Annotated in this window: 19 protein-coding genes; 18 read left to right on the top strand and 1 reads right to left on the bottom strand. The window is 54.3% G+C overall.

The window, feature by feature from the left end; translation table 11 throughout:
* The first annotated feature begins 11 nt into the window (after positions 1-11).
* The 16 genes from BMX22_RS10510 (at position 12) to BMX22_RS10435 (ending at position 17,818) form a co-directional block, all read left to right on the top strand.
* Positions 12-1,292, top strand: a complete 1,281-nt coding sequence (locus tag BMX22_RS10510) for an HlyD family efflux transporter periplasmic adaptor subunit (RefSeq protein ID WP_074742407.1) — start codon at positions 12-14, stop codon at positions 1,290-1,292.
* On the top strand, positions 1,285-1,980 hold the full coding sequence (locus BMX22_RS10505) for a YggS family pyridoxal phosphate-dependent enzyme (protein WP_074742406.1): 696 nt from the start codon (positions 1,285-1,287) through the stop codon (positions 1,978-1,980). Before BMX22_RS10510 ends, BMX22_RS10505 begins: the two co-directional genes overlap by 8 nt.
* 130 nt (positions 1,981-2,110) lie before the next feature.
* Positions 2,111-2,596, top strand: coding sequence for a cell division protein SepF (locus BMX22_RS10500; protein WP_074742405.1), 486 nt, complete (start codon positions 2,111-2,113; stop codon positions 2,594-2,596).
* The gene (locus BMX22_RS10495; protein ID WP_074742404.1) at positions 2,596-3,354 is read left to right on the top strand and encodes an RNA-binding protein; all 759 of its coding nucleotides are present in this window, start codon (positions 2,596-2,598) and stop codon (positions 3,352-3,354) included. Before BMX22_RS10500 ends, BMX22_RS10495 begins: the two co-directional genes overlap by 1 nt.
* 12 nt (positions 3,355-3,366) lie before the next feature.
* Positions 3,367-3,912, top strand: coding sequence for a DivIVA domain-containing protein (locus BMX22_RS10490; RefSeq protein WP_074742403.1), 546 nt, complete (start codon positions 3,367-3,369; stop codon positions 3,910-3,912).
* A 61-nt stretch (positions 3,913-3,973) separates the two neighbouring features.
* Positions 3,974-6,745 (top strand): isoleucine--tRNA ligase, encoded by a 2,772-nt coding sequence (gene ileS / locus BMX22_RS10485; RefSeq protein WP_074742402.1) that lies wholly within the window; start codon positions 3,974-3,976, stop codon positions 6,743-6,745.
* Between the two features lie 60 nt (positions 6,746-6,805).
* Positions 6,806-7,327 carry a signal peptidase II gene (lspA, locus tag BMX22_RS10480; protein WP_074742488.1) on the top strand — a complete coding sequence of 174 codons (522 nt, stop codon included), beginning with the start codon at positions 6,806-6,808 and terminating at the stop codon, positions 7,325-7,327.
* Positions 7,320-8,234, top strand: a complete 915-nt coding sequence (locus BMX22_RS10475; protein WP_074742401.1) for an RluA family pseudouridine synthase — start codon at positions 7,320-7,322, stop codon at positions 8,232-8,234. Before lspA ends, BMX22_RS10475 begins: the two co-directional genes overlap by 8 nt.
* A gap of 4 nt (positions 8,235-8,238) precedes the next feature.
* Positions 8,239-9,066, top strand: coding sequence for a Cof-type HAD-IIB family hydrolase (locus tag BMX22_RS10470; protein ID WP_074742400.1), 828 nt, complete (start codon positions 8,239-8,241; stop codon positions 9,064-9,066).
* Between the two features lie 31 nt (positions 9,067-9,097).
* A complete protein-coding gene (locus tag BMX22_RS10465; protein WP_074742399.1) occupies positions 9,098-9,937 on the top strand; it encodes a transketolase in 840 nt (279 codons plus the stop codon).
* Positions 9,938-9,941: 4 nt separating this feature from the next.
* Complete coding sequence (locus BMX22_RS10460; RefSeq protein WP_074742398.1) at positions 9,942-10,892, top strand: transketolase family protein; 951 nt, start codon at positions 9,942-9,944, stop codon at positions 10,890-10,892.
* A 430-nt stretch (positions 10,893-11,322) separates the two neighbouring features.
* A complete protein-coding gene (locus BMX22_RS10455) occupies positions 11,323-12,147 on the top strand; it encodes a helix-turn-helix transcriptional regulator (RefSeq protein WP_074742397.1) in 825 nt (274 codons plus the stop codon).
* Between the two features lie 228 nt (positions 12,148-12,375).
* A complete protein-coding gene (locus tag BMX22_RS10450; RefSeq protein WP_074742396.1) occupies positions 12,376-13,419 on the top strand; it encodes a M15 family metallopeptidase in 1,044 nt (347 codons plus the stop codon).
* A gap of 176 nt (positions 13,420-13,595) precedes the next feature.
* Entirely contained in the window at positions 13,596-15,233 is a 1,638-nt protein-coding gene (locus BMX22_RS10445) for an ABC transporter substrate-binding protein (protein WP_177173013.1), read from the top strand.
* Between the two features lie 34 nt (positions 15,234-15,267).
* A complete protein-coding gene (glgB, locus tag BMX22_RS10440; protein ID WP_074742394.1) occupies positions 15,268-17,124 on the top strand; it encodes a 1,4-alpha-glucan branching protein GlgB in 1,857 nt (618 codons plus the stop codon).
* Positions 17,125-17,338: 214 nt separating this feature from the next.
* Positions 17,339-17,818: a hypothetical protein gene (locus BMX22_RS10435; protein WP_074742393.1), complete on the top strand. Its 480-nt coding sequence runs from the start codon at positions 17,339-17,341 to the stop codon at positions 17,816-17,818.
* A 122-nt stretch (positions 17,819-17,940) separates the two neighbouring features.
* Here the strand turns inward: BMX22_RS10435 and BMX22_RS10430 are convergent, their stop codons facing one another.
* Entirely contained in the window at positions 17,941-20,160 is a 2,220-nt protein-coding gene (locus tag BMX22_RS10430; protein WP_074742392.1) for a substrate-binding domain-containing protein, read from the bottom strand.
* Between the two features lie 443 nt (positions 20,161-20,603).
* Here BMX22_RS10430 and abc-f point away from each other — a divergent pair, with 443 nt between their 5' ends.
* Both abc-f and scfA read left to right on the top strand, forming a co-directional pair.
* Entirely contained in the window at positions 20,604-22,529 is a 1,926-nt protein-coding gene (gene abc-f, locus BMX22_RS10425) for a ribosomal protection-like ABC-F family protein (protein ID WP_074742391.1), read from the top strand.
* Positions 22,530-23,108: 579 nt separating this feature from the next.
* Positions 23,109-23,246, top strand: coding sequence for a six-cysteine ranthipeptide SCIFF (gene scfA, locus BMX22_RS10420; RefSeq protein ID WP_074742390.1), 138 nt, complete (start codon positions 23,109-23,111; stop codon positions 23,244-23,246).
* Positions 23,247-23,309 lie beyond the last annotated feature (63 nt).

The following is a 23,309-nucleotide window of genomic DNA, read 5'->3' as shown; positions in this document are numbered from 1 at the left end:
GCGGTGATTGAATGAACACAAACAAGTCAGAAAGCAGCATTATCTCGAAGATACTGCGAAACAGCGTCCTCATACTGCTTCTGATAATATTTATCAGTATCGTTTACAATTTCCGCAACAGGCAGGAAAAAACTGCTGTCGCCCTTATGTCGGACGCCGTAGCCTCGAAGGAGCTCAGCGGCGTGTTCATCAGGGACGAGGAAGTACGCCTCTACAGCGGCAGCGGCATCCTCAGCTATAATGTAGCCGACGGCGGCAAGCTGGGAAACGGCACAGTTATCGCAGAGGTATATCCCGACGACAAGCAGATAGCCAGAAACAGGGAAATAGAGAAGCTCACCAAGGAACTCGATATCCTCAAGAAGATACAGAACCCTGGCACTATCGAGTCCGCCCAGCCCTCGACGCTCTCCGCGAGCATAGAGGAGAGCTACCGTAGTCTCATCTACAGCCGCGATACACATGATTATGAGACACTGAAGAGGGATATGGAGGATCTGGTCGTTGATATGAGTACGTACCAGATAATCACCAAACAGGTCAGCGGCTTCAATCAGCAGATAACAGATATCAATTCCGAACTCGCACTGCTCAAGTCGGAATCCACCAAGCCCACAGAGACGATAAAGTCTCCGCGCTCGGCGTATTTCGTCAGCTATTGTGACGGCTACGAGAAGGAACTTACCCCCGATAAGCTGGACAAGCTCACTATCGCCGAGATAAACAGCATCGTCGACCGCAAGACCGACGACCCGCAGGTCGTAGGCAAGCTCATAGACGGCTACGGCTGGTATCTCGCAGGCGTTATCGACAACTCCCGCAAGGAGTACGCGATAGGCAACGACGTAAAGCTCAGATTTGATTCCTCCGCCGATACGTTCAGCGCAGTGATAAAGGACGTCAGGGACGAGGGCGACGCCTCGAAGAGTATCATTATCCTCGAGTGCGACCAGTTCAACTACGACCTCGTCAAGCACCGCGTGGAAAAGTGCGAGATAATCAAGGGAGAGTACCACGGTCTGAAAGTCCCGCGTGAGTCCATACGATTCGCGGAAGTGACAGAGACCGACCCGACCGCTCCCGCACCGACCGAGGACGGCGCAGAGCCCGCGACCACTACAGTCAGCTATAAGGGCGTGTACATAATGAAGGGCGAACAGATGACCTTCAAGAAGATAGACGTTATCTATGAGGGAAGCGATTATGTGCTCTCAAAGGTACATGAAGAGGACCCGTCCTACCTGTCTCTGTACGACGATATCCTGATAGAAGGAGTTGACGCAGATGACTGACGCTCTCAGCTATGTAAATGAAAACCTTGCCGCTATCCGCGAAAATATCGCAGAGGCGGCTGATAAATGCGGAAGACGCGCAGAGGAAATACGCATCATGGCGGTCACCAAGACCGTCGCTCCCGAGACCGTGAACCGCGCGGTCGAGCTCGGAGTAACGCTGCTCGGCGAGAACAGGGTGCAGGAATTCCTCTCGAAGCAGGAGGCTTATGACAGCTCTGCCGAGATACATTTCATAGGACATTTGCAGACCAATAAGGTCAAATACATAATAGAGCCGATGACCATGATACAGTCTGTGGACAGCATTAAGCTGGCACAGGAAATAAACAGGCTGGCTTCGGCACATAATAAAGTGATGGATATCCTCTGCGAGGTCAATATCGGCGGAGAGGAGTCCAAAAGCGGTATCGCTCCCGACTCACTTGCAGAGCTCATAGAGGCAGCAGCTTCTATGGAGAACCTGAGAGTGCGCGGATTGATGACCATACCGCCGCCTGCCTCGGGGGACATCTTCCTCGGGCGCATGGAGGAGCTCTTTCACAAAGTCAGAAACTCCGCAGGGCTGAGCATGGACGTGCTCTCCATGGGCATGACCCACGACTATGCCGACGCCGTAAAGCACGGCTCGACGCTCGTGCGGATAGGCACGGGGCTCTTCGGAGCAAGGGACTACTCAAAAAAGTGAGCCCCGCATGACAAGTTCAGAGCTGCCGAAAGGCAGATATGATAATCACGGCAATAAGCCTGTACGTTTCTCCGCATGGGACGCACAGGTCACAGACATATAAAACAATATGCGGAGAATGGAGTAAATTATGAAACTGTTCGAGAATATCAAGGATTTCTTCTTTGCAGCCGAGGATGAGGAAGCTGATTTTGCTGATACTCCCATCCATGCTGACCCCAGAGCCGAGCGTGCAGCTGCCGCTATCGAGCACGAGGAGGCTGTTGCAGCCGCATCGGGTGAGGGCGGAAGCACCTTTGGAAGCAGAAGGAACAAGGTGGTGAATATCCAGACTACCGCACAGCTTCAGGTAGTTCTCGTAAAGCCCTCGGCTTTCACAGACGCCAAGCAGATAGCCGACCACCTCATCGCCAAGAAGACCGTAGTTCTCAACCTTGAGACAGCTTCTCCCGAGAACAAGAGAAGGATAATCGACTTCCTCGTTGGCGTTGCCTACGCTAACGGCGGAAGCCTCAAGCCGGTTGCGAACCTCACATACATCATCACGCCCTACAATGTCGGCTTCATCGGCGAAGACCTCGTCGGCGAGCTGGAGAACAACGGCGTGTTCATCTGATGAACGCACAGCCTGATAAGCTTTTTTTCGCAAGGCTCGCGGATATGGTGAGCCGCTGCGGCAGAGACTACGCCCCCGTGTTCTCGTCATTCTTCGATGAGAGACAGTGCGCGGAGGCAGAGCTCTGGTGCAGGGCGAACGTCGGCGGCCTCAGCTATATGCTGTGGGGCGGCTATGACGGTGCAAGGCGGAAAATGCTGGCTGTTTACCCCGAATACCTCGGCGATGAAGTGCGGGAGATGTTCCCGATGAAGTGCCTGACCTTTACCTACCGCGAGGAGGACAAGCTCACGCACAGGGACTTTCTCGGCTCGTTCATGGCTCAGATGCTGAGGCGCGAGGTCATAGGGGATATCGTCACGGGCGAGGGCAAAGCTCAGGCATTCGTGACGGATATCGCCGCCGGGTCTGTTACGGCTTCGGTGACGAAGATAGGGCGCGTCGGAGTGAAAATATCCGACGACCGTCCGTTTGAGCTTGATGATGCTCAGAAGTTTCAGGATATGAGCGGTACGGTCGCTTCGCTGCGGCTCGACTGCATCGTCAGCCTTGCGGCGAAGGTGAGCCGCGAGAAAGCGGCAGAGCTTATCCGCACTGACAGGGTGGACGTCAACCACCTGACCGCAGATTCGGTATCGAGGGAGGTACGCGAGGGCGATATCCTCTCGGTTAGAGGCTGCGGAAGATTCATTCTATCAGGTATCAACGGCGAGACGAAAAAAGGCCGTATACACATAATTCTGAAGAAATATATTTAGAGGTGATTTATCATGATAACATCAAAGGACGTAAGAAATAAAAGATTCGAGAAGGCAGCCTTTGGCTATAAGCAGGAGGAGATAGACGAATTCCTCTCCCAGCTCGAGGCTGAGCTCGATGAAATGGAGCGCGAGCGCGCAGAGGCAAACAACAAGATACAGATACTTGCCGACAAGGTAAGAGAGTATATGAAGGACGAGGACGCCCTCAAGGACGCTCTTCTCGGCGCTCAGAAGCAGGGCCATCAGGTCCTCAACGAAGCCAATGACAAGGCAGAGCAGATAATCGCTGAGGCACAGGCTAAGGCAGACCAGCTCGAGGACGAGGCAGTCCGTCAGCACGCAGAGGCAATGGAGAAGAACAGAGCCGAGATAGCCAAGGAGAAGGAAGCTCTCATTGACGCACGCCGTCAGGTCGCAGAGTTCAAGAAGAGCCTCTTTGATATGTACAAGGCTCACCTTGAGATGATATCTTCAATGCCCGAGGCTTACGACGAGGACGACACCACCGAGACAGCCGAGGATATCGCCAACGCTGTTGCCGGCGTCAACGACTGATAAACTTTAACGAAATCGCTTGAAAGGAGGAGCGCTCCTACGCGGAGACGCTCAGGATACAATGGCACAGGATTACAATGCTACTCTGAATTTACCCGTGACAGAATTCCCCATGCGCGGAAATCTGCCAAAGAGAGAGCCCGAGACCCTTGAAAAATGGGAGAGCGAGAGGCTCTATTACAAGATGATAGACAAGAACAAGGGCAAGCCTACATTCATTCTCCATGACGGACCTCCCTACGCAAACGGCGAGATACATCTCGGTACAGCGCTCAACAAGACCCTCAAGGACTTCATCGTGAAGTACAAGAATATGTCGGGCTTCTGCGCACCTTACGTACCGGGCTGGGATACTCACGGTCTGCCTATCGAGCTGAAAGCAATGAAGGCTATCGGCGTCAAGGACGGCGCTATCCCCCCGACAGAGCTGAGAAAGCATTGTCATGACTATGCCATGACCCACGTTGCCAATCAGATGAAGCAGTTCAAGAGACTGGGCTCGCTCGGTGATTACGAGTACCCCTATCTCACGCTCCGTCCCGCATATGAGGCACGTCAGGTCGAAGTATTCGGCGCAATGGCGAAGAAGGGCTATATGTACAAGGGACTCAAGCCTGTCTACTGGTGCCCCGATTGTAACACAGCCCTCGCAGAGGCGGAGATAGAGTACTCCAACGACCCCTGCTACTCTATCTATGTAAAGTTCAACGTTACCGACGACAAGGGTATGTTCACTGCCCTCGGTCTTGACCTTTCAAAGGTATATTTCGTTATCTGGACTACGACTACTTGGACTATCCCGGGCAACCTTGCTATCTGCCTCGGACCCGAGTATAACTATACCCTCGTACACGTAGGCGACGAGTATTACGTAATGGCTGAAGAGCTCGTAAAGACGACTATGGAGACTGCGGGTATCACAGAGTATACCACCGAGCACATCTTCACAGGCGCAGAGCTTGAGGGCATGAAGACAAAGCACCCGCTCTATGACCGTCCGTCCCCGATAATCGTCGGCGACCACGTTACTCTCGAGAGCGGTACGGGCTGCGTACATACCGCTCCAGGCTACGGTGTCGAGGACTTTGAGGTCTGCAAGAATTATGACGACATCGGCATCATCGTATGCGTAGACGCCAAGGGCAGGCAGACCGCAGAGGCAGGCGAGTTTGAAGGTCTCGACACAGACGAGGCGAACAAGGCTATCGCCGCCAAGCTCACAGAGCTCGGCGCAATGCTCGCAACCCAGAAGATAGTCCACCAGTATCCTCACTGCTGGAGATGCAACAGCCCGATAATCTACCGAGCTACCGAGCAGTGGTTCTGCTCCGTCAACGGCTTCAAGGACGAGGCTATCAAGGCTATCGAGTCCGTTAAGTGGATACCCGAGTGGGGCGAGGACCGCATCAAGGGCATGGTCCGCGACAGAAGCGACTGGTGTATCTCCCGTCAGAGAACATGGGGCGTTCCGATACCCGTCATCTACTGCAAGGACTGCGGAAAGCCCATCGTCACCGACGAGACTATCTCAGCTATCGCCGACCTCTTCCGCAAGGAGGGCTCGGACGCATGGTGGACGAAGGAAGTCAGCGAGTTCATCCCCGCATCCGTGAAGTGCGAGTGCGGCTGCGGCGAGTTCACCAAGGAATACGATATCATGGACGTATGGTTCGACAGCGGTGTTTCCCATACCTCTGTCATGGACGAATTCGACAGCCTCACATGGCCTGCCGACCTCTACCTCGAGGGCGCAGACCAGTACCGCGGCTGGTTCCAGTCGTCACTCCTTACATCCGTAGTATACAAGGGCACTGCCCCCTATAAGGCAGTCTGCACCCACGGCTGGGTAGTTGACGGCGAGGGCAAGACGATGCACAAGTCGCTCGGCAACGGCATTGACCCCAGCGAGATAACCGACCAGTACGGCGCGGATATCCTCCGCCTGTGGGTAGCTTCATCGGACTATCACAGCGATATCCGTATCTCCAAGCCTATCCTGAGCCAGCTCTCGGACGCTTACAAGAAGATACGCAATACCGCAAGGTTCATACTCGGAAATCTCGGCAACGGCTCGGGCTTCGACCCCGACAAGGACAGCGTTTCCGACGACAAGCTCACAGAGCTCGATAAATGGGCACTCATGAAGCTCGACAAGCTCATCGACGACGTCAAGGGCGGCTACGAGAGGTACGATTTCCACATTGCCTTCCACGCTATCCATAACTTCTGCGTCGTTGATATGTCCAACTTCTACCTCGATATCATCAAGGACAGGCTCTACTGCGAGAAGGAGGCAAGCGAACTCCGCCGCGCTGCTCAGACAACGATGTACCGCATACTCAGCGCACTTGCTCGACTTGCGGCTCCGATAATCTCGTTCACAGCCGAGGAGATATGGCAGTTCATGCCGCACACCTCTGCTGATGACAAGGAGAGCGTTTTCCTCAACCAGATGCCCGAGAAGAGCGGAATCGAGTTCAGCGCTGATTTCGCCGACAAGTGGGACTTCATCTACAACACCCGCCTCGGAGCAAACAAGGCTCTCGAGGAAGCAAGAAACGCCAAGACTATCGGCAAGTCGCTCGAGGCTAAGATAATCATCAAGTCCTCCGAGGCTGACTTCGCCCGCTATGCGGAGCTTGCTGACAGCTTAAAGGATATCCTCATCGTTTCGGGAGTTGAAGCCGTAAAGGGCGAGGGAGAGACCGTCTTCGAGGTCGCAAAGGCTGACGGCGAGAAGTGCGAGCGCTGCTGGTGCTATTCATGCACAGTCGGCAAGAACAGTACGCACCCCACACTCTGCGAGAGATGTGCGGTCGCAGTTGAAGTATAAATTAGAACGATATTGCCTGCCGCAATGATTGCGGCAGGCAATGTTTGCGAAAGGATAAATATGGCGATAATACTCGTTGTACTCATCGCCGTGCTTGTTGCAGCAGACCAGCTCGTCAAGCACTGGGCGGTGGTATCGCTCAAGCCCGTCGGAAGCATGGATTTCATACACTTCGGCGATTTCAAGGTGTTCGACCTGACCTACCTCGAGAACGACGGCGCCATTTTCGGCAGTATGTCGGGGCAGAGGTGGTTCCTTATCGGGTTCACGCTGCTGATAATCGTACTTGGTCTGGCGGGAATGTTCTGGGCACTTAAGCGCTCGAAATTCCTTGCTTTTTCGATAATGCTGTTCGTCGCGGGAGGCATCGGGAATTTCATCGACCGCTTCCGCTACGGCTACGTAGTTGATATGTTTGAATTCAAACCCTTCCACTTCGCGATATTCAACGTAGCAGACATCTGCGTGACATTCGCATTCATCTTCGTCCTCATTTACATGGTATTCATTGACCCGAAGATAGAAAAGGCGAAGAAGGCAGCGAAGCACGAAGACGGGAAAACGGAGAGCGGAAATGAGTGACAAGGTCACGCTCGTCTGCGGAGAAGGATCCGCGGGAGCGAGGATAGACAAGTATATTTCGGACAATATTGCGGAGCTCACACGTTCAGCCGTACAGGGGCTCATCGCCGACGGAATGGTCCTCGCGGACGGCAAGCCCGTCAGCAAAAACTACAAGCTCCGCGGCGGAGAGACGATAGAGGCAGAGATACCCGAGCCACAGGCTATGGACGCCGTTCCTGAGGATATCCCGCTGAACATCGTCTATGAGGACGCCGACCTGCTGGTGGTCAACAAGCCGAAGGGCATGGTCGTTCACCCCGCGCACGGCAACTACACGGGCACGCTCGTCAACGCGCTCCTGCACCACTGCGGGGACAGCCTCTCGGGGATAAACGGCGTTATCCGTCCCGGTATCGTCCACCGTATCGACAAGGACACGAGCGGGCTGCTCATCGTCGCGAAGAACGACGCCTCCCACCTGCACCTCGCAGAGCAGATAAAGGCACACAGCTTCACGCGTGAGTACGAGGCTGTCGCGTGCGGAGCCTTCAAGGAGGCGGAGGGCACGGTCGACGCACCAATCGGGCGGCACAAGACCGACCGCAAGAAAATGTGTGTCACGACCGAGAACAGCCGCAATGCCGTCACGCACTACAGCGTGATAAAGCAGTACGGCGGTTACGCGCACGTAAGGCTGCGGCTCGAGACGGGGCGCACCCACCAGATACGCGTTCACCTCGCCTACATCGGACATCCCGTCCTCGGCGATGCGGTCTACGGCAAGCCTTTCAAGGGCATTGAGGGACAGTGCCTCCACGCCCGAAAAATAGGCTTTATCCACCCGACGACAGGCGAGTATATGGAGTTCACGAGCGACCTCCCCGACTACTTTGTTTCGGTGCTGAACAAGCTTGAAAAGATGTGATAATTTGTTTGAAGATATATCAAAGGTGATACTGCTCAGCGATATGGACGGCACGCTGCTCAACTCCAAAAAGGAGATAAGCGACACCGACCGCGCCGCTATCGGGCGGTTCACAGCTCTCGGAGGGCGGTTCACCGTCGCGACGGGGCGGACGATACAGTCGTTCGAGCAGTTCCTGAAAGTGCTCGACCTTCGCTCGCCCGTCATCATGTACAACGGCGCGGCGATACACGATTTCGTGCGCGGCGAGACGCTCTACACTCATCCGCTCCCGCCCGAGTGCAGGGAAATGGCGATACGCCTGCTCGAGGCTATGCCCGAGGCGGGCGGAGAGGTGCTCCGTGCGGACGGCACATACGTATTCAGCAACACCGAGTACCAACAGCTCCACACGCGGCTGTGCAATATAGTCCCCGAGTACGTCGAACTCCCCGACATCGCGGAGGGCGGCTGGCTGAAGGTGCTGTTTTCGCTCGCACCCGAGGACGTCCCGCATATGGAGGTTCTCACGCGTCAGCTCGGCTTCGACAAGAAGGCGGACTTTGTGCGCTCGGCGGACATTTTCCTCGAAATGCTCCCGCTCGGAGTGAGCAAGGGCTCGGCTCTTACGGAGTACAGGAAGCTTGACGGCTTCAGTGACTTCACATTCGTCTCGATAGGCGACTTCGACAACGACCTCGAAATGGTACAGGCAGCGGACTTCGGAGCTTGTCCCGCCAACGCTGAGGACTGCGTCAAGGCGGCTGCGGACTTGGTACTGACCCGCACCAATGACGAGGGAGCTGTAGCGGAGCTTATCGACATCATCATAAATAAATGCGGACTTGCGTGAGCGGTCGGCAGAATAATAAACGGAGGTAATTATGGACGCATCTAAGAAAAAGGAATTGCAGAAATTCGCCTGCAAGGCGAGAATGGGCGTTATCGAGGGCACATATAACGCGAAGTCGGGACATCCGGGCGGCTCGCTCTCGATATGCGACACACTGACCTATCTCTACAACGTGAAGATGAACATTGACCCCAAGGCCCCCGAGTCCCCCGACAGAGACCGCTTCGTGCTCTCCAAGGGACACACAGCCCCCGCGCTGTACTCCGTACTTGCGCTCAAGGGCTACTTCCCCGAGGAGGAGATAAAGTCTCTCCGTCACATCGGTGCGCTCTTACAGGGACACCCCTGCATCCATATCCCGGGCGTTGATATGTCGAGCGGCTCGCTCGGACAGGGCATCTCGGCGGCTTGCGGAATGGCACTTGCAGGCAAGCTTGACGGCAAGTCCTACAAGGTCTACACTATCCTCGGCGACGGCGAGATAGAGGAAGGGCAGGTATGGGAGGCAGCGATGTTCGCGGCACACAAGAAGCTCGACAACCTCGTTGCCGTAGTTGACAACAACGGCTTGCAGATAGACGGACCTATCAGCGAGGTATGCTCGCCCGAGCCTATCACCGACAAATTTGCGGCATTCGGCTGGCACGTCATAACAATGGACGCCCACGACTTCGACGACATCGACCGCGCATTCAGCGAGGCAGATGCGGTAACGGGAAAGCCCGTAGTCATCGTGCAGAAGTCCACAAAGGGCAAGGGCGTTTCTTTCATGGAAAATCAGGTCGGCTGGCACGGCACAGCTCCCAACAAGGAGCAGTACGAGCAGGCAATGTCGGAGCTCAGCGCGCAGTTAAAGGGATTGGAGGACTAAGACAATGGCAGATGTTATCAAAAAAGCTACCAGAGAGAGCTACGGCGAGGCGCTCAGAGACCTCGCAGAGGAGTACCCGCAGCTCGTAGTCCTCGACGCAGACCTTGCAGCCGCAACCAAGACAGGCATATTCAAGAAGGCTTACCCCGACCGTTTCTTTGACTGCGGCATCGCGGAGGCTAATATGATGGGAGTTGCCGCGGGACTCGCATCCTGCGGAAAGATACCGTTCGCATCCACATTTGCGATGTTTGCGGCAGGACGCGCATTTGAAATAGTCCGCAATTCCATCGGCTACCCCCACCTCAATGTTAAGATAGGCGCAACTCACGCGGGCATATCCGTCGGCGAGGACGGCGCTACCCACCAGTGCAACGAGGATATCGCGCTCATGCGTACTATCCCTGGCATGACGATAATCAATCCCTGCGACGACGTAGAGGCAAGAGCGGCTGTAAAGGCGGCGCTCGACTTCAACGGACCCGTGTATATGCGGTTCGGACGTCTCGCAGTGCCCGTTATCAACGACGCAGCGACCTACAAGTTCGAGCTTGGCAAGGGCGTTGTCATGAAGGACGGAAGTGACGTTACCATCGTTGCAACGGGACTTATGGTCAACGAGGCGATGCAGGCGGCGGAGGCTCTCGCAGCTGACGGCATTTCCGCGCGCGTTGTCAATATCCACACGATAAAACCCCTTGACAGGGAGCTCATCTGCAAGTGTGCGAAGGAGACGGGAGTTATTGTGACAGCCGAGGAGCACAGCATCATCGGCGGACTCGGCTCAGCAGTAGCCGAGGCAGTTACGGAATGCTGCCCCGTGCCTGTAGTGAAGATAGGCGTGAACGACGAGTTCGGTCACTCGGGACCCGCAGTTGACCTCCTCAAGGAGTTCGGTCTGTCGGCGGACAACATCGCCGCAAAGGCAAAGGAAGCAGTCAAGCTGAAGAAATAATTATTAAAGGGGACGTTCTATAATACGATTACAGGGCGTCCCCCTTTTAATTCGTAATGCGTAATTATGGGGGCGCGGAGGTATCCACCGATTTGAAAAGACTGACGCGCGAAACCGAAAGTTTCGCTCAAGCCTTTCCAAAGGCTTGCAGAGTCCGGAGACAGCGTCTCTGGTCGCCGCTTATAGTTTTATAGAGCGGCGAAATAAAACCGAAGGGCGCTCTGCAAGGGGATGAATTCAAAAACAGTCCGGTGGACTGTTTTTGAAGAGGGGAGGCTCTGCAAGAGAGAGCCTCCCCTTGTGGAAGTCCGCAGTTGATGAGTCCGCGTAATTATTCCGCGCGCGATAGCAGAGCCGTTTGTCAGCGGACGCCCGAAGGGCACCCCTACAAAAAACATATCTAATCCAAAGAACCAGCAAAGGAGGCAGTATGAAAGTCACCAAGATAGTGCTCGGGTGCAGGCGGACAGGCACGGTATACGGCGAGATGTCCGACGACTACTGTCTCTACCTATTCCGCACACCGATAGTGTTCAATCTCGGCGGCAGCGAGAAGCAGTGCGCAGGCAGCTCCGCGGTGCTGTTCACGGGCGGCAAACGGCGGTACTTCCGTCCGCAGGACGGCAAGACCATGAAGTACGACGTCGTCATGTTCAAGCCCTCGACAGCAGATAAGCAGTATGCGGCTTCGATGAATATCCCGTTTGACGTACCCGTAGAACTTGCCGATGACTTCGTCATCGCCTCGCTTATCAAGAGCATGAAGGTGAGGAGCGGCATCAGCGGCAGGCGCAACGGCGAGTTTATGGAGCTTTCCATGCGCATGATACTCATTTGTATGGGAGATATGTGCAGCACGGAGGCGGCGCCGCAGCCCGCGCGCGACGTGCCGATGTATCATCGTTTCAAGGCACTGCGCGAGGAGATATACGACGACCCGATGCGCCCGTGGTCGGTAGACGAGCTCTGCACGGAGCTCGACATCAGCAGAACGTATTTCCATCGGGTCTACCTTTCGGCATTCGGGGTAACGTTTCTACAGGACGTGATAGAGAGCCGCCTTGTTTATGCAGAGGAGCTGCTCTCCGAAACGGAGCTGACCGTCTACGAGGTCGCAGAGCAGTGCGGCTACGACAGCGACTCCTACTTCATGCGCCAGTTCAAGCAGCACCGCGGCTGCACACCGACGGAGTTCCGCAGACGCGCCGCCCTGAAAGCGGCAGCAGCGTTCACGGACGACGGCGCGGACGGGTGAGCTGTAGTGCGTCCATTACAGGCATATTCGCGGGCGAGCGGAACTCGCCCCTACACAATGTTAAATCTGCGTAGTGTGTCCCGAAAAAAAATACAGAAACAGGAAAAAAGCTATTTACAACCAATGACATCTATGCTATAATGTAAAGTGCGCAGATATCGCGCGGCAACAAAAGAATCTTTCGACATAAATAAAGAAAAAATCAGAAAGATAAGGAGAAAACAGAATATGAACAAGGGAGAAAGACGCAGACAGCGCAGAAGATACCGCGTCAGATATGACCGTATCGTTATAATGGCTCTCATTCTGACTATCGTCATTGTGCTGATGACCTCATGCGTGCTTGCTGTGACAGGCAAGGGAGAAAAGCCTGAAAAGCCGCAGCCCAAGCCTAAGACGAGCAGCTCCGAACCGACCACTGAGCCCGAAAACGAGCAGACGAGCAAGGACAGCGGCAAGGAGGACACTACGAAGGCTACAACTGAGGGGGAGGCAAAGCCGCTCGACGACGGCTTCACTGCCGAGACTCACACCCACGACGAGATATTCATGGGCAACCTCATACTTGTAAATGCCGACCATGAGTACAAGTTCATCGAAGGCGATGTCGAGCTGTACAGTGTTGTACAGAACAGGAACGACTACTACTCAAACGGCGACTACGTAACAAAGCTCGACAGCATGGCGCTGACAAAGCTCAACGAGATGATGGAAGCGTTTGCGAAGTCACAGTCACTTGAAACAACGAACATATTCGTGCAGGACGGCTACAGAACGTATCAGGAACAGGTCGATCGCCACAACAGCGGCAAGTCGGGCACGTTCGAGGCAGGTCACTGCGATTATCATACAGGACGCACCTTTGATATGTTCCGCATGAACGACGACGGCACGACGCCATATTTCAAGGCAGAGGGCGATGTTGAATGGTTTGCGGACAACGCCTGCAAGTACGGCTTCATCGTGAGATATCCCGAGGGCAAGGACGAGGTCACGGGCGAAAAGGCGAGGACGTACACCTACAGATATGTAGGCGCACCTCACGCGACATATATGCATGACAACGGCTTGTGTCTCGAGGAGTATATTGCAGAGGTAAAGGAACATACTAAGGATGACCCGCTGACTGTAGCAGTTGACGGCGAGGTCAGCCTGATATACTACGTGCCCGCCTCCGAGGAAGGCGACACCGACGTCACAGTCCCGAAGGACAAAGCATACACAGTATCGGGCAATAATTGTGACGGATTTATAGTAACTGTAAAGAAATAAAGGCAGCACCGCCCGAGCCGTCAGGCGGTCATTGAGCGGTGCTGTGAAAATGCTTCCCCCGCCGACTGTCCTGTCGGCGGGGGAAAAGTATCTGACTATGTTTTGATTATATCTTTTTGCGGAGCTCCTGCCGCGGAGGTCCGATGGTGTGTTTTGGCGGCGGAACGGAGATAATTGTGAAAAAAACACCGCTTTTCGCAAGCGTAATGATAGCGGCAGCCCTCCTGACGGGCTGCGGAAATGAGGATAAGGGCAGCGGTACGGGGCACCAGTACAAGGCAGTGCTTTGCGGAAATCCCGAGAGCCTCGACCCCCAGTTCGCTGACGACCCGTCCTCAAATACGGTGATAAAGAACCTGTACAGCGGGCTTATGAGCGTTGACGCGGGCGGAAATATCGTCGCGTGCAATGCCGAGAGCTATTCCGTCTCGACAGACGGAACGGCATACACGTTCACGCTCCGCGGTGACAACGTGTGGTTCTACGATACGAATGACGACGACGTCATCGAGGAGGACGAGTATTTCCCTGTTACGGCGAAGGACTACGTTTTCGCGCTCAGGCGGGTGCTCGACCCGAAGATGAAGTCGCCCTATGCCAAGGATTTCTCCTGCATAAAGGGCGCGAAGCTCATAGAGCGCGGTCTGCTCGAGCCTGAAAAGGCTGAGATATATGCCCCCGACGACAGCACTCTCGTGGTAGTGCTTGAGGAGCCGAACGCCGAATTCCTGTACCTTATGAGCACACCCGCAGCATATCCCTGCAACGAGGAGTTTTTCGATTCCACGAAGGGGCGCTACGGGCTCGACGACAGGTCGGTGATGTCAAACGGCGCGTTCTTTGTGCGCCAGTGGTTCTACGACCCCTACGGCAAGAACAACATTCTCTATATGAAGCGCAACGACGCTGACTGGAGCGAAACCTACGACATCTGTCCCTCACTGCTCAGCTTCAGCATAGAGCGCAGCGAGGAGGATATCCGCAAGGTGTTCAAGTCCGAGGATACGGAGTGCTTCACGACACGGAACCGCAATCCCTACAACCCGAAGAAGTACATCGTCGAGGGGACGAGTGCGACCACTCTCGGACTGATATTCAACCCCGACGATAAATACTTCTCTAACGAAAATATGCGCAGAGCGCTTGCTCTCGCAGTCGACCGCGAAAAGCTCGCAAAAGACCTCGACAGCGACCTGACGCCCGCATACGGCATAATCCCGCCCGCAGTAAGGCTCAGCGGCAGGAGCTACCGCGAGCTTGTCTCCGACCGCTCATTCGACCTCTTCGACAGTTCCGCCGCGCAGGAGGCATTCTCGCAGGGCAGGAGCGAGGTCGGCGCGGAGAGCCTTGAGGGCGTGAAGGTGCTCGTCTGCGGAGGCACAGTGGATACGGCAGCCCTGCACGTTCTCACGCAGGACTGGCAGAGCATATTCGGCACCTATATCGGCATAGACGAAGTCACGGAGGAGGAGTATCGCTCACGTATAGAGAGCGGCGACTACAGCATAGCCCTCTACCCGCTGAAGGGCGAGCTCTGTTACGGAGCGTCCGTTATAGCGCAGTTCGAGGACGTGCCGTGCCTTAAATATATCGCAGGTGAGGCAGAGCTGACAGCGCCGCTGAGGAACTGCACGGATACGAACGCCCTTGTCGAGGCATATACAGCGGCAGAGCGCGGGATAATAGAGAAGTACGGCTTTGTGCCCGTATTCTATAAGAAGTCATATCTCATAGCAAGCAAGGACAACGAGCAGATCTGTTATGACCCGTTCACGGAGGCTGTCGATTTCAGGCTCGCACTGAACTACAGCTGATGAAGCGGTAATTCTGTAAGGAGTGTGACATACCATGGACATCTACGGATTCTACAAGGGCAATGCTTTTGAAGCCTACGAGTACCTCGGTGCTCACCTGACAAATCAGGGGACGCTGTTCCGCACCTATGCTCCGAACGCGGGCAAGGTAGCGTTAGTCGGCGACTTCAACGACTGGACCGACGAGCCGATGAAGCCCGTAGAAGACGGGCGCTTCTACGAGCTCCTATGCCCCGACGCAAAAGAGGGTATGCGCTACAAATACAGGATATACGACAAAAAGGGCAATTTCATCGACCACTGCGACCCCTACGGCTACGGCATGGAGGTGCGCCCTGGCACGTGCTCAGTGATACGGAGCATAGAGGGCTACACCTTCTCGGACGGCGAATGGCTCACACAGCGGAGCGACTGCCGCGACAAGCCGCTGAACATCTACGAGGTGCATCTCGGCTCATGGAGGCGCAAGCCGGGCTTTGTCCCGCACGAAAACGGCACCCCGCCGCTTGATGAATCGGCTATGTCCGCAGAGGAGATACGCGGGACCGAGCACTGGTACAGCTACGCGGAAATTGCCGATATTATTTCCGATTACGCAGTCGAGTACGGCTACACTCACATAGAGCTCATGCCCCTCGCGGAGCACCCCTCCGACGAGTCATGGGGCTACCAGATAACAGGCTTTTTTGCCCCGACCTCCCGCTACGGCACACCGAAGGAGCTCATGGAGCTCGTAGATGTCTGCCACAAAAAGGGCATAGGTGTCATCATGGACTTCGTCCCCGTCCACTTCGCAGTAGACCACTACGCCCTCACGGAGTACGACGGCACACGGCTTTACGAATTTCCCGACGACGAAGCCGCCTACAACGAGTGGGGGAGCCGCAACTTCATGCATTCAAAGGGCGAGGTGCGCTCGTTTTTGCAGTCGGCGGCGAATTACTGGCTCTCTGTCTACCACTTCGACGGCTTGCGCATGGACGCGGTCCGCAATATGATATACTGGAACGGACGCGAATATCTCGGCGAGAACAGGTACGCGATACAGCTTCTCAAGGACATGAACAGCGGGCTCAAGGCTCGTCATCCGTCGGTGATACTGGCGGCTGAGGACTCCTCCTCGCACCCGAAGGTAGCAGCCCCCGTATTTGACGGCGGGCTCGGCTTCGACTACAAGTGGGACCTCGGCTGGATGCACGACACACTGGAATACTTCCAAAGTGCGCCGATGTACCGCACCCGTGACTACCACAAGCTGACGTTCTCGATGCTGTATTTCTACAACGAGCGCTATATACTGCCGCTTTCTCACGACGAGGTCGTTCACGGCAAGGCAACGATACTGCAAAAGATGAACGGACAGTACGACGAGAAGTTCCCGCAGGCACGCGCTCTGTATATGTACATGATAGCCCACCCGGGCAAGAAGCTCGATTTTATGGGCAGCGAGTTCGGACAGCTCCGCGAGTGGGACGTCAAGCGCGAGCAGGACTGGGATATGCTGAAATACCCGATGCACGACTCGTTCCGCGAGTATATCAGGGAGCTCAACCGCATCTACATCACCTATAGCGCCCTCCACTACGACTACGACCCCACCAATTTTATGTGGGAGGACTGCGAATCCACAGACAGGTGCGTCTACGCGATACGCCGCAAGAGCGCGGAGGGCGATATCCTCGCGGTGCTCAATTTCTCGGACTGGTACCAGTTCGACTATTACGTCACCATAGGCGAGGAGTACGAAGCCGAGCTGCTGCTCGATTCGGACGACCAGCTCTACAGCGGCGACACACCGCACGGCGAGACGATATTCAGCCGCACGGGAGCCGACCTTGACATGGACATACCGCCATACAGCGGACGGCTGTTCCTGCTGAAGCGGAAATGAGCTTAGAGGGACGTCGAGGACGCCGTCCCCTACACAAATATGCTGTAGGGGGCGATGTGACCGATACATATTGTAGGGAACGCCGCCCTCGGCGTTCCGCGAACATATCGACGATTTCAGGGCGAGCGGAACTCGCCCCTACAAATAGCTTGTGTAGGGGGCGCATTCCGAGCGCCCGCTCATTGTCGTCTATAAATGATGTGGAGGGATTCAAGTGAGCTCAAGCCGCATAAAAAAAGGAAAAATACTGAAGGTTTCCCTGCTCTCTCTGCTCATCATTCTGCTGATATGCTCGATATCTGTAGTGTATATACTGGAAAGCATTGGCTGCTATGAATATGTAGACGAGCTATGCTACGAGTGCAATGATATCGGTGGTTTATCAAGCTATATCGACTACAGTATGCTCAGCGGCGATATGAAGAAAAGAATTTCAAGGGAAGAGCTTGATTTTTCAAACGATGATTCGATATACAATGTAGCAGAATGCTTTTCGGAACAAACCGATAATAAGGAATTTCTCGCGTATACGTGTACAACAAGCTCTTTCCCTCATTCGCACTTGTATAAAAAGATGTCGATAAACGGGAAAGCGTATCTTGTCAGCTATACTATCGTTTTTTCTCCGAAAGCCTTTTCGCCGAAGCCTAAAATCGTTGATTGGGAAGCCTCGATTATTGACATTGAAGTGTAAAAAAACGGCTCTTTAGGGCTGCTCTCTTTAACGGAAAAAGCGGGCTACCGTGCTGTAAACTTACGGCATATGTTTGGTAACCTGCGAATCCGCCAAAGGGGGCTCCCCTTAGAGCCGTTTTTTTATTTGCCGTTCTTTGTCCTGTATTCCGACGGTGAGAGCCCTTCGGATATCTTGAACTGCCGCACGAAGTAGTTGTACGACGAATAGCCGCACTCCTTGGATATCTCGGTGACGGTCATATCGGTATTGGCGAGCAGTTCCTTAGCTTTTTCAATGCGGAACTGTATCATTTCCTCGATGATGCTCTTATTGAAGTATGACTTGTATATCTTCTGGAGGTAGCTTTTGCTGAGGTAGAGGCTCTCGGCTATCTCGCTGATATTCCACGGATTTTCGGGGTTCTTCATTATCCTGTTTCGGAGCATACACAGCTTCTCGAACTGCGGGTTTGCGCTGTTCTCGGAGATATTGTAGTTAAAGAGCCTGTTTATCGCCGCCTTGTGCATGGCATTACCGAGGCTGACGTCGGTGCTCATCGGCTGACTGAACTGTCCGAGCGAGAAATCGACGTTGCAGTTCTCGCCGTCGCTGAACTGTGAATCCTTGCATTTTTCCGACAGCTCGCGGAATAGCTCGCCCGCGCGTTCGGGGTGTACGGTCACCACGCCGAGTATATTGCTTGACCACGTGCCGCATATCTCATCGGGCTTGACGCATTCTCTCAGCTTCTGTGCGAAAGCGGCGAAAATGCGCTGACACTTGTCCTCGCCGCTCTGGAAGTAGGTCTTGTTCAGACCCGTGAGCTGAATGCGGATGAAGTCGGCATCGAAGCCGCGCGCCGTCCATTCGCTCTTGCAGTCGGACATAGCCTTCTCCATGCCGTTCCTGTTGAGGAGCCCCGTCGCCTCGTCGTAAAGGAGGGCATGGTTGGCAGTGGAGATAGTGCGGTTCATCATCGCTTTTATGCGGAGCTGTTCAAGCGCCACATTTACGTAGTTTATCCACTGCAAATACAGAGTCGAGAAGCTTATCGGCTCCTTGCCGAAGGAAATGGCGGAGTAGCCGAAGAAGTTGCTGTTGTAATGGAGGGGCGAGATGTAGTACGCCACGGGGAAAGCCCGTTCCTTGCTGAACACAGGCAGAAGGTCGAACGAGCTGAAATACTCATCGGATACGTCCTCACGCCTCACAGCTGATTTTGAGATCACCATTCTCACGTCATCGCCCGCAGAGAAGGTGAGCTTGTCGGTGAAGCTGCCCGAAGGCGAGTCGATGAACTTGCGCGTAAGGCAGATCGCGATGTGGCGGAGCTTGTAAATGAAGTAGGTGTAGTTGTCGAGTCTGTCGGCGAAATCGGCGGGATTATCGACATTGGTGATATCGAAGAGCATATCGCTCATGAGCATATTCGACTCGAAACGCGCGTTGATCTTGTTCTGCCGCTGCAAGCGCTGAACGACGCGCATATCCTCGGGACATCCGCAGCTCTGCCCTGTGCGGAGCTCGCCGTTCTCGTTGTGGACGCGGTTGCATATCCTGCCCGTGATTATGCGGTAGAGTCGGCGCAGCGCCTCAGCCCCCATCTGGAAGTTCGGGCGGCTGAAGCTTGTGATAGACGGTTTGAAGTTATAGCCGTCCTCGGAGGAATCGTAGCCTGTGAGGGCGATGTCCTCGGGGACGCGGATACCCGCGCTGAGGAATTCCTCCGCAAGCGAGATAGCCATATAGTCGTTGCCGCAGACGATAGCCTCGGGGCGTTCTATCTCGCCGCGGATCATACGGCGTGCGAGGTCTTTGGCGGCTTCGCGCCAGAAGTCGCCGTAGTAGCAGTAGCTCCTGTCGTAGTAGAGCCCGTGTTTTTTCATAGAGTTCTTGAAACCCTTGAGCCTCTCTTCCGAGACGAACTCCTTCTTCGGACCTGTCAGGCAGTAGATCCTGCTGAAGCCGTGGACTTCGATGAGGTGGTCGGTTATCTGCTCGAATGCGGCGCAGTCGTCGATAGAGGTAGTCTCGAAGCTCCTGTGGTCGGCGGAGTCCATCAGCATAACGGGCTTGCCCGAGCGCACGAGGAGGTTGTCGATGTGGTTTTTGATCTCCTCGCTGTAGAAGGTATTTCTTCCGTAGAGGAAGCCGTCGAAGCGGTTGGAGAGGATAAGGTCGAAGATTTTCTTTTCTATCTGTTTGTGGGGGGTATCCATGAAGAAGTTATGCAGCGGAGTGAGAACGGCGATATCGCAGTTGCTCTTGAAGGCTTGCGAGATAATGCCGCGCAGGATCTCCTTCTGGAAGTCTATCTGGCATTCGGTGATAATAACGCCGATGAGAATACGCTTGCTCACGATGTCCTCCTTTATGAACGATAGTGTTTGCACGAGAAAAGAAGCATATTTTACATAGATAAAATAATGTTTTTACCATATGCCATTTTATTCTATATGTATTATTGTATCATAAATATATAAAAAAATCAATAGCACAGGCAGAGAAAAAAGCGGAGATTACAAAAAAATCTTCTGAAATTGATAGGATAATAGATTGTACAAATGAGCGGCATGGGGTATAATATAAGCACAGACAAACGTCTCGCAGCGTTCACAGGACGCACGATATTTAAACAACAACCCCTAATTCTATAATTTACCCTACATGAAAAGCTCTCCGATAGGCACGGAGGGCTTTTTATGTTTCACAGACACAGGTCACGGTGTCCGCGCCGTGCCCTCTTGCAATCCGAGCGGAAATATGGTAAAATAGGCTTATATTTACTGAAAAGGAAGATAATATGCTTGCAAGCCTGACAAATATAAACAAATTTTACAACGGCGTACAGCTGCTCAGCAACGTCTCGCTGACCATAGACGAGGCGGACAAGATAGGACTTGTCGGCAATAACGGCTGCGGAAAATCGACATTGCTGAAGATACTTACGGGGTCGGTGGAGCCCGACCGTTTCACCGAGAAGGACGGTATTGTCTCCTTTGCGGGCAAGACGAGCATCGGTTATCTCGAGCAGATGGGCGGTCTCGACTCCGAGAGCACCGTCATGGACGAGATGCAGAAGGTGTTCGAGCCGATGCACAAGGCGATAGAGCGCCTTCGCGAGATAGAGCTTGAGATAGAGGCGGGCGACAGCTCCGCCGCAGACGAGTACCAGCAGCTCTCGTCGTGGGTAGAGGCAAACGACGGCTACAACACCGACGTGAAGATACGCACTATCCTGAACGGCATGGGCTTCACGGAGGAGGAGCTCGGGCGCGTGGTATCGGGCTTCAGCGGAGGCGAGAAGACACGTCTCTGCATATCGAAGCTGCTGCTTGAAGAGCCGAACCTGCTCATTCTCGACGAACCCACGAACCACCTTGATTTCAAGACGATAATGTGGCTGGAGGACTACCTTCGCAGCTACAAGGGAGCGGTCCTCATCGTGTCGCACGACCGTTTTTTTCTCGACAGGCTGTGTACGTCGATATGCGAGATAGAGCGCGGAGTGCTCCGCCGATACAAGGGCAACTATTCGGCGTTCGTGCGGCAGCGTGAGGAGGACGACGCCCGCCGCGAGAAGGAGTACGCCCAGCAGCAGAAGCAGATAGCGAAAATGGAGGACTACGTCGCGAAAAACCTCGTGCGCGCCTCCACGACGAAAATGGCTCAGAGCCGCCGCAGGCAGCTTGAAAAGATAGAGCCGATAGAGAAGCCGTTCCACGACACGCGCCGCGCGAAGATACACTTCACATATGGGGTCGAGCCGCCGCTCGACGTGCTGAAGGTCAAGGGAGTGGACATCACTGTCGGCGAGGGCTCGGAGCGTAAAACACTTGTTGACGAGATAGATTTTGAAGTCCGCAGAGGCGAGAAAATAGGCATAATCGGCGACAACGGCATCGGCAAGTCGACCTTGCTCAAAATAATACAGGAGAAGCTTCCGCACAAGGGCGTTGTCCGCTGGAACAGCAACATCAAGATATCCTACTTCGAGCAGGAGAGCACCAACCTCAACCGCGCACTGACGGTAATGGAGGAGCTCCACAGCCGCTATCCGTCGCTGTCGGACCTCGAGGTGCGCAGCCTGCTTGCACAGGTGCGATTCACGGGCGAGAACGTGTTCAAGGAGACAGGCGTTATCAGCGGAGGCGAGCGTGCGAAGCTGTGCTTCGCGATAATGATGCAGGAGCACGGCAACGTCCTCATACTCGACGAGCCGACGAACCACCTCGACCTCGCGTCGAAGGAGGCTATCGAGGAGGCGCTTGAGGAATACACAGGCACGGTGATATTCGTCTCGCACGACCGCTACCTGCTCAGCAAGATAGCCGACAGGCTCATCGAGCTGACCGAGGGCGGCTACCGCGAGCACAACTACGGTTTTGCGAAGTATCTTGACGTCCTGCGTGACGAGCAGGCGGAGGAGAAGCGTATCGCGGACGCAGCGAAGTTTGCGAAGGCAGCCGAGGCAGCGCGCGAGAAGAACGAGCGCAGCTACCGCTCGAAGCAGCAGAGGAGCGCCGATGCCGCCCGCAAGAACGAGATGAGGCGCTTGGAGAAGGAAATAGACGAATTACAGGCGCGTATCGACTTGCTGACCGAAGAGATATCCCGCGAGGAGGTCTACACCGACTATGAGCTGATGAGCAGCAAATGTGCGGAGATAGACAGCCTGAAGCAGCAGATAGACGCTGATTTTGAGAAACTGATAGAGCTTGATGAGTGAGCTGTCAGAGCTCAGAAAAAGGCGGACGGTGTCCGCCTTTTTTAATTGAGAATGAATGTAGGGGCGAGTTCCGCTCGCCCGCATATTCTCGAATTGGTTCCTGCAACATTATGTAGGGGACGGCGTCCTCGACGTCCCGCAAAAAACGAAATGTTAGCGGAAACATCTTGTAGGGAACGCCGCAGCCAACGGCTGCACGTACCCTCTGTCAGCTCTGCTGACATCTCCCTACACTGTAGGGAGTCACTCGGCGTTCCGCAAAAGAACGAACGGCGACGCGGGCGGACACACGGGTCCGCCCCTACAAATATCACGTAATACAGCAAATTATTTGGTAAGGAACGGGCGCACGGAATGCGCCCCTACATTTGAGTTCTAATATAATCATTTACATATATGGGTATATGTTCACGAATGCATTTGTGCTCTTTTGATACCCAATCAACAGCTCTCTTGTAAAAAATCCACAAAAATATAAATCCCACCATTTTTCTATTGAAATTTCTGCCGCATTGTGGTATAATGATGACAATATATATAGTGCGGCGACGTACCGCATAGCTTTAGGAGGATAAAAACATGAAACACATCCAGACTATCAACAAGGCTAATCTCAAGGAGTCCGCAAAGAAGGGCGGCTGCGGCAAGTGTCAGGCATCATGCCAGTCAGCCTGCAAGACTTCATGCACAGTAGCAAACCAGAAGTGCGAGAGATAAGCTCGGTTCAAACTGAACATTCCGAGAGGCAGTATTTATACTGCCTCAAATTTTTTAAAGTTG

This window comes from Ruminococcus sp. YRD2003, from assembly GCA_900109435.1.
In the GTDB taxonomy this organism is placed as follows: domain Bacteria; phylum Bacillota; class Clostridia; order Oscillospirales; family Ruminococcaceae; genus Ruminococcus; species Ruminococcus flavefaciens_G.
This window is presented reverse-complemented; position numbering and strand designations above follow the sequence as displayed.